The 13,197-nt window shown below is 64.6% G+C and carries 10 protein-coding genes; 2 read left to right on the top strand and 8 right to left on the bottom strand.

All coding sequences use genetic code 11. From position 1 onward, the window contains the following. Nucleotides 1-42 precede the first annotated feature (42 nt). Both ATE67_RS12520 and ATE67_RS12525 read left to right on the top strand, forming a co-directional pair. Entirely contained in the window at nucleotides 43-3,102 is a 3,060-nt protein-coding gene (locus ATE67_RS12520) for a TonB-dependent receptor (RefSeq protein ID WP_231728146.1), read from the top strand. Between the two features lie 69 nt (nucleotides 3,103-3,171). Further along, nucleotides 3,172-4,668: a glucoamylase family protein gene (locus ATE67_RS12525; protein WP_058816991.1), complete on the top strand. Its 1,497-nt coding sequence runs from the start codon at nucleotides 3,172-3,174 to the stop codon at nucleotides 4,666-4,668. On the opposite strand, the gene ATE67_RS12530 is transcribed toward ATE67_RS12525, so the two are convergent. The 8 genes from ATE67_RS12530 to ATE67_RS12565 all read right to left on the bottom strand — a co-directional run bounded on the left by ATE67_RS12530 (nucleotide 4,669) and on the right by ATE67_RS12565 (nucleotide 13,196). Continuing rightward, on the bottom strand, nucleotides 4,669-5,532 hold the full coding sequence (locus tag ATE67_RS12530) for an endonuclease/exonuclease/phosphatase family protein (RefSeq protein ID WP_058816992.1): 864 nt from the start codon (nucleotides 5,530-5,532) through the stop codon (nucleotides 4,669-4,671). Continuing rightward, nucleotides 5,532-6,875, bottom strand: a complete 1,344-nt coding sequence (locus ATE67_RS12535; protein ID WP_058816993.1) for a GH1 family beta-glucosidase — start codon at nucleotides 6,873-6,875, stop codon at nucleotides 5,532-5,534. Before ATE67_RS12535 ends, ATE67_RS12530 begins: the two co-directional genes overlap by 1 nt. Beyond that, entirely contained in the window at nucleotides 6,872-7,543 is a 672-nt protein-coding gene (locus ATE67_RS12540; protein ID WP_443028765.1) for an alpha/beta hydrolase-fold protein, read from the bottom strand. The genes ATE67_RS12535 and ATE67_RS12540 overlap by 4 nt, the downstream gene beginning before the upstream one ends. 203 nt (nucleotides 7,544-7,746) lie before the next feature. Then, nucleotides 7,747-8,556 carry a carbohydrate ABC transporter permease gene (locus ATE67_RS12545; RefSeq protein ID WP_443028766.1) on the bottom strand — a complete coding sequence of 270 codons (810 nt, stop codon included), beginning with the start codon at nucleotides 8,554-8,556 and terminating at the stop codon, nucleotides 7,747-7,749. 148 nt (nucleotides 8,557-8,704) lie between these two features. Next, entirely contained in the window at nucleotides 8,705-9,595 is an 891-nt protein-coding gene (locus ATE67_RS12550) for a carbohydrate ABC transporter permease (RefSeq protein WP_231728147.1), read from the bottom strand. Next, nucleotides 9,592-10,860, bottom strand: a complete 1,269-nt coding sequence (locus ATE67_RS12555; RefSeq protein ID WP_058816996.1) for an extracellular solute-binding protein — start codon at nucleotides 10,858-10,860, stop codon at nucleotides 9,592-9,594. The genes ATE67_RS12550 and ATE67_RS12555 overlap by 4 nt, the downstream gene beginning before the upstream one ends. Before the next feature lie 200 nt (nucleotides 10,861-11,060). Beyond that, complete coding sequence (locus tag ATE67_RS12560) at nucleotides 11,061-12,110, bottom strand: LacI family DNA-binding transcriptional regulator (protein WP_058816997.1); 1,050 nt, start codon at nucleotides 12,108-12,110, stop codon at nucleotides 11,061-11,063. Between the two features lie 3 nt (nucleotides 12,111-12,113). Further along, complete coding sequence (locus ATE67_RS12565) at nucleotides 12,114-13,196, bottom strand: ABC transporter ATP-binding protein (protein ID WP_058816998.1); 1,083 nt, start codon at nucleotides 13,194-13,196, stop codon at nucleotides 12,114-12,116. Between the last annotated feature and the right edge of the window lies 1 nt (nucleotide 13,197).

Genomic DNA, 13,197 nt, shown 5'->3' on the forward strand with positions numbered 1-13,197 from the left:
CCGGAAACGGAGAGTTCGGGGCACGTTTAATGGGAGGATGCCGTGAAGTCATACCGTCAGATTCAGAATAATGCCGCGCGCCGGTCGCATGTCCGGATGCTTGCTGCGGCGCTTGCCTATAGCAGCGCCGGCGCGGCGCTTGCGCTCGGCATGGCGGCGCCCGCGCAGGCGCAGGTTTCAAACGCATCGCTTCGCGGCAATGTGAAAGCCGACGGCGGCGTGTCGCAGGTCACCGCGATCAACGTGAACACCGGCCTGACGCGCAGCGTATCGGTGGCTGCGAACGGCAGCTATAATTTCGCCTCGCTCCCCGCTGGCACATACCGCCTCGAACTCACGACACCGAATGGCGTGCGCCGGACGGATGATTTTACCCTGAATGTCGCCCAGAGCGCCGTGCTTGATTTCGATTTCTCGTCCGAAGATATCGCCTCGGGCGACGGCGATGCGATCATCGTCACGGGCAGCCGCATCCGATCGATGGAGGGCGGCGAAGTTGGCACCAATATCTCGCAGCGCCTGATCGAGGTCCTGCCGCAGAACAATCGCAACTTCCTGGCCTTTGCCGACCTCGCGCCGGGCGTTCAGTTCGTGACCAACGGCAGCGATCAATCGCGTTTGCAGGGCGGCGCGCAGGGCAGCAACGCGGTCAACATCTTCATCGATGGTGTCGGGCAGAAGGACTATGTCCTGAAGAACGGCATCACAGGTCAGGATTCGACGCAGGGTAACCCGTTCCCGCAGCTCGCGATCGGTGAGTATCGCGTCATCAGTTCGAACTACAAGGCCGAATATGACCAAGTCAGCTCGGTCGCGGTCACCGCAATCACCAAGTCGGGCACCAACGAATTCCATGGCGAAGGCTTCATCGACTTCACCAATCAGGATTTGCGCGACCGCCGTCCGAACGAAAATTTCCCGCGCTATATCCCGAAGACGCGCACCAAGGACTTGCAGTTCGGCGGCGCGCTCGGCGGGCCTATCATCAAGGATATGTTGCACTTTTTCGTGACCTACGAAGGCAAGCGCCGCGTCAATCCGCGCGACGTGACGCCGGGTCTGGATCTGCCCGTTTCCTATTTCCCGACCGAATATCAGGGTGTGTTCGGATCGGCGAACGAGACGTTCAACGAGAATCTCTATTTCGGAAAGCTCAACTTCACCCCGACCTCGAACGACCTGTTCGAATTTTCGGTCAAATATCGCGACGAGAGCGGCGAGCAGTTCAACAGCGGCATCGCCGCGTTCGAAACCCGCACGATCGCAAAGGTCGAGGAATGGCGTGGTCTCGCGCGCTGGGAGCATACGGGCGATACCTGGGTCAACGACTTCAAGGTCGCGTATGAAGATGTGACCTGGGGACCGCGCCCGCTCAATTTCGGCAATGTCTCGATCTTCAACGCTACCGTCCCGAACACGCCGCCTGCAACAGGATCGCGCCGCGGCGATATTCTTCGCATCGGCGCCGGCAGCAACTTCCAGGACAAGGGCCAGAGCGGCTGGCAGGTGTCGAACGACTTCACTTACACCGGGCTTGAAGGACATACATTCAAGGTCGGCGTGAAGGGCAAGTGGATCAAGCTCAACACCAATACCCAGAACGGCGTGAATCCCGTTTTCACCTACAATGTGAACTACAACCCGAACGGGGGCACGTTCAACGACGACATCCCCTATCGCATGGTGTTCAGCGCGCCGGTTGATGGCGGCGATCCGAACATCACCTCGAACAATTTCCAGTTCGGCGTCTATGCGCAGGACGATTGGGAATATGACGACCGGTTGACGCTCAATATCGGCCTGCGTTGGGATTATGAGCGCACCCCGGCGTTCCTGAACTATGTTCACGATCCCGCGATCGCCAATTTCGTGGCGGGCCGCGCCTCCTACACCGGGCCGAACGGTGTCGTGACGCCGCCGTACGCAAACCTGGCGAATGCCGATTACGACATCGACGACTATATCTCGACGGGTTCGGAACGTAAGGCGTTCAAGGGTGCGTGGCAGCCGCGTGTCGGCTTCACCTACGCGCTCGACGACGAAAAGCGATTCTCGATCTTCGGCGGTTACGGCCGCTCTTATGACCGCACGCAGTTCGACTTCATCCAGCAGGAGCTGTCGCAGGGCCTGTTCGCGACTCGGACGTTCAACTTCAACAACCCCGGCGATACGACCAACGTCTGCGCACCGAGCGCGACCTGCATCGCCTGGAATCCGGCTTATCTGACGCCGGAAGGCCGCGCGGCGCTGATCGCCGGGCTGCCCGTCGGCGCCGGACGCGAACTGCGCTTCATCAACAACAAGCTGAAGACACCCTATTCGGACCAGTTCAGCCTGGGCGCCCGCGGTCGGTTCGACCTGCTCGATCTCGAAGTCGGCTACAGCTATGTCGAGAGCAAGGACGGCTTCGCCTATCTGCTCGGCAACCGCCGTGCGAACGGCACGTTCTTCCCGGCCACCGGCAACCCGGACTCGCCGTTCGGCTTCCCGCCGGCGCCGTTCGGCAGCATCATCATCGGCACGAATGGGATCGAGACGCGCGCCAACACAGCATATTTCAAGCTGACGAAGCGCTATACGCAATTCTCGCCGTGGAGCCTCGATGCGACCTATACCTTCACCGATGCCGAGGAAAACCGGCAGTTTGGCGAGACCTTCAGCCTCGATTTCCCGAACATGGATGCCTATCCCTTCATCACTTCAACCGGCGTGCGCAAGCATCGCTTCGTGATGGCGGGCTCGGTGGACATTCCCTACGGAATCACGCTGTCGGGCAAGTTCCAGATCGCCTCGCCGAAATATCTTGCGGCTTTTGTGTTCACGCCGGGCAATCCGAACAGCCGCGACGTGATTTCGACGAAGACCGAGGGGAATGGGGATCTCTGGGGCTATCGCCAGATGGATCTGTCGATCACCAAGAACATCCCGCTCAAGTTCATCAACGACGACACACGCATCCGCCTGCGCGTCGACATCATCAACTTGTTCAACGACCGCAACTTCAGCGGCTTCAATGCAACGACCGGGCTTCGCAACCCGACCGACTATGCGATTGATGGCCCGCCGCGGACGATTAAGCTATCAGCCGGTTTCTCTTTCTGACCGGCTGAATAGGACGCCCGGCCACACACCCCTCCCGTTGGCCGGGCGTCTTTCTTTTTGGAGTATGTGATGTCGTTCCGGATCGGGGCGTTCGCCTTGCCCCTCGTGGCGTTGACCGCTGCCTGCGTCGCCAGTCCCGCGCCGTCCGCGACAACATCGTCCGCCACCGCCGCTCTGGCGCCGATGACCGAGGCGGCTTTTTCGGAAGAGTTGACCCAGCGGACCTTCCGCTATTTCTGGGACACCACGGACACCAAACGCTGTCTCGCGCCCGACCGCTGGCCGAGCAATCCCTTCTCGTCGATCGCGGCGACGGGCTTTGCACTGACTGCCTATGGCATCGGGGCCGAGCGCGGTTATGTGTCCCGCGCCGAAGCCGCGGCGCGCACGCGCGATTGCCTGCGCTTCTATTGGACCGCGCCGCAAGGACCGGAAGCCGCGGGGAACACCGGCTATAAAGGCTTCTACTATCACTTTCTGAAGAACGACGACGGCACGCGCTTTCGCAATGTCGAGCTATCGACCGTTGACACCAGCCTGTTCCTCGGCGGCGTGCTGTTTGCGCAAAGCTATTACGATCGAAGCGATCCGGTCGAGGCCGAGATCCGCGATCTGGCGGAGAAGATCTACACCCGCGTCGACTGGCGCTGGGCGCAGCGCAATACCACCGGCACGCAGGCCGATAACCTCCGCAACTCGCACGCGATCACCATGGGCTGGAAGCCCGAGAAGGGGTGGGAGACGCACGACTGGGTCGGCTATAACGAGGGCATGCTCGTCTATGTGCTCGCGCTCGGCTCGCCGACCCACGCGGTCGACAAAGATGCGTGGGACAAGGGCTGGGCGGCCGATCTGGAAAAGGACTGGGGCAGCTTCTACGGGCAGCAGCATTTGCAGTTCGAGCCGCTGTTCGGCCATCAGTACAGCCATGTCTGGGTCGATTTCCGGGGTATTCGGGACGAGTTCATGCGCGCCAAGGGCATCGATTATTTCGAGAACAGCCGCCGCGCGACTTTGGCGCAGCGCGCCTATGGTGCCGCCAATCCGAACAAATGGGTGGGCTACAGCGCCGACATCTGGGGCTGGACCGCGTCGGACGGGCCGGGATATTCCGAGGGCAAGTATCGCGTGAACGGCACCTCGCGTGCGTTTAACGGCTATATGGCGCGCGGCGTCAGCGCGATCCGCGTCGTCGATGATGGCACGGTCGTTCCGACCGCGGCGGGCGGTTCGGTCGCCTTCGCGCCCGAGGTCGCGATCCCGGCGCTGATGGCGATGCGCACACAGTACGGGTCGCGCCTCTATACCCGCTATGGCTTCAAGGATGCCTTCAACCCCAGCTTCACGTTCGCTGATGCGACATCGGGCGACGGGACGATCGATCCGGTGCAGGGCTGGATCGCGAACGACTATCTTGGCATCGACCAAGGGCCGATCCTGATGATGATGGAGAACCACCGCAGCGGCTTCGTCTGGAAAGTGATGCGCAAGAACCCGCACATCGTGCGCGGGTTGAAGCGGATCGGCTTTACTGGCGGCTGGCTCGATCAGGCCAAGCCCGAGTAATCAGCAGCCCTTGCCGACGCAAAGGTCGGCGAGCACCGGATAATGGTCCGACGGCAGCTTGCCGCCCGTCTGCTGTGTCAGCGTCGCATGCCGCAGCACTGTCACACCTTCGCTCACGAAGATGTGATCGATCGGTGCAGGTTCGACCTGGTCGACCTTGAACGCTGTAAATGTACCGAGGGGACCGAAATGCGGCGTGCGGCTGATGGTCAGCGTGTCGCGCAGCGCGTCTGCGCCTGCTTCGGTGATCGCCACGTAGGCGGGGCTGTCGGTCGGACTGTTGAAGTCGCCCATGAGCACCACCGTGTCGCCGGCCCTGCGATGGCCTGCGATCCAGCTCCGGATCAGCTTCGCGCCCTCCAGACGCGCGGTCAGCCCGACATGATCCATATGCGTGTTGACGACGAGCAGGCTGCGCTTCGCCACCTTGTCGGTCAGCCGCGCCCAGCTCGCGACGCGCGGATAGGCGGCGTCCCAGCCCTTCCCCGGCACATCGCGGGTGGGGGAGAGCCAGAAGGTGCCCGACTGGACCAGCGCGAAGCGGTCGCGCCGATAGCCGAGCAGCGAAAATTCGCCCTTCTCCTTGCCGTCGTCTCGCGCGACGCCGACGAAGGCATAGCCGGGCAGGTCGGCCTCAATATCGCGCTTCTGGCCCAGCAGCACCTCCTGCATCCCGACCAGGTCGGGCGCATAATAAGCGATGAGGCTGGTCAGCGCTCTCCGCCGATGGATCCACGCATTGTCGCCGTCCGATGCGATGTCGAGCCGGATGTTGTAGGTCATCGCGCTGTAGCGATCTGCGCGTTCCTTTGCGGCCGCCGGCAGCGCGAGCAAAGCGGCGAGGAGCAGCGCCAGCCAGCGCATCAGAGGTTGGCGCCGTTCGTCGCGATGATCTCGCTGTAAAAGCGCGCACTGCGCTTCGGCGTGCGCACCTGCGTCTGATAATCGACATGGACGATCCCGAAGCGCTTCGAATAGCCGAGGGACCATTCGAGGTTGTCGAGCAGCGACCACGCCATATAGCCGCGTACATCGACGCCCTGCCGGATCGCCTCGCCGATCGCGGCGATATGCGTGCGGAAATAATCGCAGCGCAGCGGGTCGTCGATCCCTTCGGGGCCCGCGGTTGGGGGGTCGTAGAAGGCGGCGCCGTTTTCGGTGATGTAGAGCGGGATGTTGCCAAAGGTGTCGCGGAACCAGACGAGCATGTCGGTCATCGCGGGGGGATAGACTTCCCAGTCGGTGGTGGTGTGGGTCGCGATCTGCTTCACCGGCGCGGCGCGTTGCGGCCACTGGTTCGGGTCATATCTGACGACGTTGCGCGTGTAATAATTTATTCCAATGAAATCAACCGGTTGGTTGATGTCCTTGAGATCGTCCGCCGGCCATTCGGGCCAGGCTTCGCCGAAGATTTCCTTGAGTTCTTCGGGATAGGAACCCTTCAGCGCCGGGTCGAGATACTGGCGGTTCATATAGGCGTGCGCGCGGGCGGTGGCGGCGATATCTTCGGGGCTGTCGGTGGCCGGATATTTCGGCTCGATGTTGACGACGAGGCCGATTTCGTGCGCTCCGTCGGCGCGATAGGCCTGCACGGCCTTTCCGTGCGAGCGCATGAGATTGTGCGTAGCGATCGGCGCCTCGAACATGTTGCGGTGCCCCGGCGCCAGCGCGCCGTGGAGATAGCCGCCGTCGGTGATCACCCAGGGTTCGTTGAGCGTCACCCATTTGGTCACCAGCCCGTCGAGCGCGCGGTACATCACGCGGGCATATTCGGCGAACCAGTCGGCGCTGTCGCGGTTGAGCCAGCCGCCGCGGTCGTCGAGCGCGACGGGCAGGTCCCAATGGTGTAGCGTCAGCAGCGGCTCGATGCCCTGCTTCAGCAGGGTGTCGACAAGGCGCTTGTAGAAATCGAGCCCCTTGTCGTTCACGCGGCCGGTCCCCTCGGGCAGCACGCGACCCCAATTGACGCTGAAGCGATAGGCTTGCAGCCCGAGTTCGCGCATCAGTGCGACGTCGCTTTCCATGCGATTGTAGTGGTCGCAGGCGACGTCGCCGGTGTCGCCCGGCGCCGCCATCAGCCGCGAGTCGTGCGTAAAGCGCTGCCAGATGCTCGCGCCCGCGCCGTCGGCGAGCGGCGAGCCCTCTATCTGATAGGCCGCGGTTGCAGCACCCCACAGGAAATTGTCGGGGAAGGGCGTGTGCGTCATTTCTTGTCCTTCGCGGGGAGGCGGTGTTCGAGGAGCCAGGCGTAGAGCGCCGGATCGTCATAGGCGGGATCCCAGGCATTGTGGCCGAGATCGGGATAGATGGTGAGCCGCGCCTTGCGGCCGCCACAGGCGCGGATGGCGCGCGCCATGGCGAAGCTGCCCTCGGGCAGGACGACATCGTCGCGGTCGCCGTGAAAGGCCCAGACGGGCAAATCCATGATCCGGCACGCCCCGCCGGGATCGCCGCGCCCCGCGACCGGCGCGACCGCGGCGAAGCGCGTCGGCTCGGCTATCGCCCAGCGCCAGCTCGCATGGCCGCCGCGGCTGAGGCCGGTGAGGTAGATGCGCGCCGGGTCGATGCGGTATTTCTTTGCGGCATAGTCGACCAGCCGGTCGAGCCTTTCGATGTCCCAGTCCTGATCGGCGCCGAGCAAGGGCGAGACGGTGACGAAGGGGAAATCGGGATCGCGGTCGGCGATCTTCGGCGGGCCGTGGACCTTGACCTTCGCGACATCGTCGCCACGCTCGCCCGATCCGTGGAGGAAAATCAGCAGCGGCCATCGCTTCGCCTTGTCCGCTGAATAGCCGCGCGGCAGGAACAGCTGATAGGGATAATTGCCCGCCTCGATCGCAGGCTGGGGGCTTTGTCCGTCGGTCATCTGCGCCACCGCTGGAGGAGAGAGGGCGAGGGCTGCAACCGCGAAGACCATCTTCGCCCAACCCAACCCCGTTCGTGCTGAGCTTGTCGAAGCACCGTTCTTCCTCGGCGCCAAAAGAAAAGAACGGCCCCCTTCGACTGCCTTGCAGGCGCTCAGGACAGGCTTCGACGAGCTCAGGGCGAACGGAGTTTTCAAGTTCGAAGTCACGATTGTCATCCTTTGACGCTCCCGGTCAGGAGGCCGCTCAGATAGAAGCGCTGCAGCGCGAGGAAGAGGATCAGCACCGGCAGGGTGGTGATGACGGCGCCCGCCATCATCAGCTCGTTATCCTGCACATGCTCGCGGCTCATCGCGGCGAGCGCGACGGGGAGGGTGTAAAGCTGCTGGTCGGCGAGAATGATCAGCGGCCACATGAAGTCGTTCCAGCTCGACAGGAAAACGAACAGCGCCAGTGTGACGATGATCGGGGTCAGGATCGGCAGCACGACGCGGCGCAATATCTGCCCCTCGCTCGCGCCGTCGATGCGCGCCGCCTCGAGCATCTCGTCGGGGATCGACAGGCAATATTGGCGGACGAGGAAGATGCCGAAGATGCCCGCGAGCCAGGGTACGAGCGCGCCGGCATAGCTGTTGACCAGTCCCATCGCCTTGAGTTCGAGGAAGAGCGGCAGCATCCCGATCTGCCCCGGCACGACGAGCGCCGCGACGAGCAGGCGGAAGGTCGCGTCGCGGCCCTTGAAGCGCAGCGTTGCAAAGGCATAGCCTGCGGGGACGGTGAAGAGCAGGGCGAGGACCGTCGCGAGCGTGGACACCAACACACTGTTCGCGAGGAAGCGGCCGACGCCGAAGGTGCCGAACAACATCCGGTAATTGTCGAGCGTCGGGCTGTCGGGGAGTAGCGGGGGCGGGAATTGCGATGCCTCGCCGCGCGCCATGAAGCTGACCGATACCATCCAGAGCAGCGGGGCGATCGTCAGCAGTGCGACAAATGCGGCGAGCAGCGTAACGGTCCAGCGATTCACGCGCATCTAAATTCATCCAGATTGGAAACACGCCATGTTCCCCCGCGAAGGCGCGGGCCCATCGCAGATCGGCACAAAATAGCACGGGCGGGTGATGGATCCCCGCCTTCGCGGGGAAACCCAGAAGGGAAAGGCCGCGCAGCATTCATCAGACCGCCTTCCTCGCCAGCCGCAGCTGCACCAGCGTCACCGCGAGAATACAGAGGAAGAGCAGGAAAGCGACCGCCGCACCCGAACCGAGGTTCCACCATTTGAACCCCTCCTCATACATGAAATAGAGGATGGTGACGGTCGACTGGGCGGGGCCGCCCTGCGTCATCACATAGGGTTCGGCGAAGAGCTGGAACATCGCGGCGACGGTCAGCACCGAGACGAGCAAAACCGTCGGCGCGATCGCGGGCGAGGTCACATGGCGGAGGCGCGTCCACCAGCCTGCGCCATCGATCCGCGCGGCTTCCTCCAGCTCGCGCGGCACCGTCTGCAGCGCGGCGAGGAAGATGATCATATTGTAGCCGAAGGTCTTCCACCCGACGAAGATCAGGATCGCGGGCAGCGACGCGTGCGGATCGCCGAGCCAGTCGACCGGCGCGATCCCGAACAGCGAGAGCAGATAATTGACGAGGCCATAGCGCGTATGAAGCAGATAGCGCCACACGACCGCGGTCGCGACGAGCGTCGTCACATAGGGCGCGAACAGCGCGACGCGCCACACCGGCCGCCATTTAAGCCAGCGCGAATTGACGAGCATCGCGGCGAACAACGACAGGCCAACAACGAAGGGCACGCCCAGGAGGACGAACCAGAGCGTGTTGCCCATCGCCTTCCAGAACAGCGGGTTCTCGACCAGCCGCGCGTAATTCTGGAAGCCCACGAAGCGCAGGTTCGACAGGTCGGCGAGCGCATAGATGTCGAAATCGGTGAAGCTCAGTAGCAGCGACGCCACCGCGGGGATCACGAAGAAGATGACGATCGCGGTCAGCGCGGGCGCGCTCATGCCCAAGCCGGCGCGCGCCTCGCGGGTTCGGCTGACCGCCGTCACAGCGCCTGCCCTTTGCCCAGCATCCAGCGCCGCTTTTCGAGCAGGCGGTCGGCGCGGCGGTCGATCTCTTTCGCAGCGGCATCGACGGTATATTCGCCGCGCACCATGCGCTCGGCGACGATCTGCATCTCGGTGACGATGCGTTCCCATTCGGGAACCTTGGGCAGCGCGGTGGCGCGGTCGAGCTGGACCCTGAAGGGCGCGACAATCGGGTCGCCTGCAAGGCCCGCCGCCGCCCAGACCGAGCGGCGCGCGGGGAGGTCGCCGGTGAGCTGATGGAAGCTGAGCTGCGCCGACGGCGCCAGCAGCCGCGACACGACGTCCCACGCTGCATCGGCGCTCTGGGTGCCGGCAAAGACGACAAGGCTCGACCCGCCGGGCGCCGCCGATCCGATACCCTCTGGCCCCGGATTGGGTGCGGTGCCCCATTTATCCTGCATCGTAGGCGCGAGGCGGCTCTTCATGTCGCCGATCGTCCATGGACCCGAGGTAAAGATGCTAAAAAAACCCTTGGCGAATTCGTCCCAAATGTTCGAAATCTGCGTCGCCGAGGCGACCGGCGCGAGCTGTTCGTCGAACAACGACTTGTAGAAGGCGAGCGCCGCCTTGAACTCGGGGTCGGAGAACGCCCCGCGCGATCCGTTGTCGCGCAGTAGTCGGGCGCCCGCTGACAGCGCGATGGTCAGCAATTGCTCGAACTCGTTGAGCGGCAGCAGCACGGCATAATTGCCGGACCCAGCGAGCGCCTTCACCTTGTGCAGCGTCGCCTTCCATTCGCTCCAGACGAGCGGCGGCGCGGCATAGCCGGCGCGCGCGAACATGTCCGTGCGATAGAATTGCAGCCGTGTGTCGACGTACCAGGGCACCGCCCAGGTCTTGCCGGCGATGCGGTTGGTATCGACGACGGCGCGAAACTGGTCGGTCAGCAGATGCTCTGCCGAGACGGGAACCGGAGTGATCGCGCCGATCGCCGCCATCTCGGCGATCCAGCTGTTGCCGACCTGGCCGATCGCGGGGAGCGAGCCGCCGGCGAAGCCGGTCAGCAATTTCTCGTGCGCCGCGGTCCAGGGGAGGGGCTGGACGCGAATCTTCAGCATCGATGCGGGCAGTTTCAGCGTATCCAGCAGCGCGGGCAGATGCGCCGCCTCATTGCCCATCGCCCACACCGTCAGCCCGTCGCCGCCGCGTGCGCCGCAGCCGCCGAGCAGCGACGCCAGCGGTAGCGCGGCGAGCGCGCCCGCCATCTGGCGCCGCGTCAGCTGCATCGAACTCGGCCGCTCGTCCGTAAAGTCGCGCCTGAAATAGAGTGTGTTCCCCCGCGGAGGCGGGGACCCATCACCAACTGGTTCGTTCGTAAGCGAGGTTTGTTCTTGGTTAGACGGCCGGTGATGGGCCCCCGCCTTCGCGGGGGAACACGGAAGCTTGATCCGGAAACATCTTGCTCAAGGCTCATACGCGCTCGCCATCAGTCGCTGTCGCGGTCCGCCGCGGGCACCGCCTTCGAAACCGCGGCCAGCCCCACCGGACCCGCGGTCGTGCCGCGCGCGATCAGCGTCGGGGTCAGCACCGTCGAGCTCGCCGCGCCCAGCGTCTCGCCGCGCAGCAAGCGGAGCAGCATCATCATCGCGGTCGAGCCGAGCCGGTCGATCTTGACCTGCATCGTCGACAGCGCCGGCGAGACATGGCGCGCGAGCGGAATGTCGTCGAAGCCCGCGACCATCACGTCGCGCGGCACCGAAATCCCGGCCTCGCCAAGCTGCTGGATACAGCCGACCGCCATCAGGTCGTTCGATGCAAACACCGCATCGGCCGGAAGCTGGCCCTGGATCAGCAGCCGTGCGGCTTCTTCGCCCGCTTCTTCGGAGAAATCGCCGGGCAGGATCACCGGGCTGCGCTCCTTGGCGATCTTTGCCATTGCATCGACGAAGCCGCGCTGGCGGTCGCGCGCGTCGCGGTTGTGCTTCGGCCCCGCGATATGGACGACCTGCCGCGCGCCGCGGTCGAGCAGCGCCTCGGTCATCGCATAGGCGCCATGATAATTGTCGACCGCGACGAACGGCACGTCGAGCGGGCCGGCGTCGTAATTGAGCAGCACCGTCGGCAGCGCGGGATCGAGGTGGCCGGCGAGCAGTTCGGGCTTCATGTCGGGCGGCATCACCAGCAGTCCGTCGACGCGCCCGCGCATCGAGGCGATCGCGGCCGCGGTCTCGTGCGTGCTGCCGTGCATGTTGCCGAGCAGCAGGTGCATGCCGGACTCGTGCGCCACGAGGTCGATGCCGCGGATGATTTCGGAGAAGAACTCGCCGAACAGGTCGGGCAGGATGACGCCGATCGTGTCGGTCTTGCGCCGCGTCAGGCTGCGCGCGCCGCTGTGCGGCACGAAGTTGAGCTTCTTGACCGCCGCCAGCACCGCGTCGCGCGTCGGCCCGGTGACGTTGCCGAGGCCGTTGATCGCGCGCGATGCCGTCGCCACCGACACGCCGGCCTCGCGGGCCACATCCCTGAGCGTCGCCATATCCTATCCCCCTCGCACCCCGATCGCCCGGCCCGCGGCGTCGAAGAGATGCAGATGCCCGGGCGCGAAGCTTGCCGCAAGCCGGTCGCCCTCGGCGATGCTGCCGTCGTCGCGCAGCTGGCACGCGACCGGCTCGTCGCCCTCGCGTCCGCCGAGATGCACCGTCGCCAGCCCGCCGAGCCGCTCGACGAAGTGGACGGTGTAGGGCAGCGCGCCCGGCGCATCGCCGATCGCGATATCCTCGGGCCGGATGCCCACCGATATCGGCGCGCCCGCCGCGAGCGGCAAAGCGGTGGGGGGCAGGGCGATGCGTCGCCCGTCCGCGAGCAGGGCCTGCCCCCCGTCTGCGACGGTCGCAGACAATATGTTCATGCGCGGCGTGCCGAGGAACTGCGCGACGAAGATGTTCGCCGGCCGCTCGTACAGCTCGCGCGGGGTGCCGACCTGCTCGATCAACCCGTCGCGCAGCACGATGATCCGGTCGGCGAGCGTCATCGCCTCGACCTGGTCGTGCGTGACATAGAGCGTCGTCGTGCCGAGCTGGCGATGCAGGCTAGCGAATTCGTAGCGCATGCGAACGCGCAGGTCGGCGTCGAGGTTCGACAGCGGCTCGTCGAAGAGGAAGATCTGCGGCTGGCGGACGATGGCGCGGCCGATCGCGACGCGCTGGCGCTGTCCGCCCGACAGCGCGGCGGGCTTGCGATCGAGCAGGGCCTCGATGTTCAGGATCGCGGCGGCGCGGCGCACCGCTTCGTCGATCGCGCCCTTGCCGGCTTTCGCGATCTTCAGCGCGAAGGCCATATTCTCGTACACGGTGAGATGCGGGTAGAGCGCATAGCTCTGGAACACCATCGCGATGCCGCGATCCGAGGGAGGCAGCGCGGTGACGTCGCGATCGCCGATGGTGATGCTGCCGCCGGTCAGCTCCTCCAGCCCGGCAACCGCGCGCAGCAAGGTCGACTTGCCGCAGCCCGACGGGCCGACGATCACCGCGAACTCGCCGTCGGCGACGTCGATCGACACGCCCTTCAGCACCTCGGTATCGCCGAAGCTCTTCTGCGCGCCGCGGATCGAGAGGCCCGCCATC

The organism is Sphingopyxis sp. H050 (genome assembly GCF_001468265.1).
Taxonomy (GTDB): domain Bacteria; phylum Pseudomonadota; class Alphaproteobacteria; order Sphingomonadales; family Sphingomonadaceae; genus Sphingopyxis.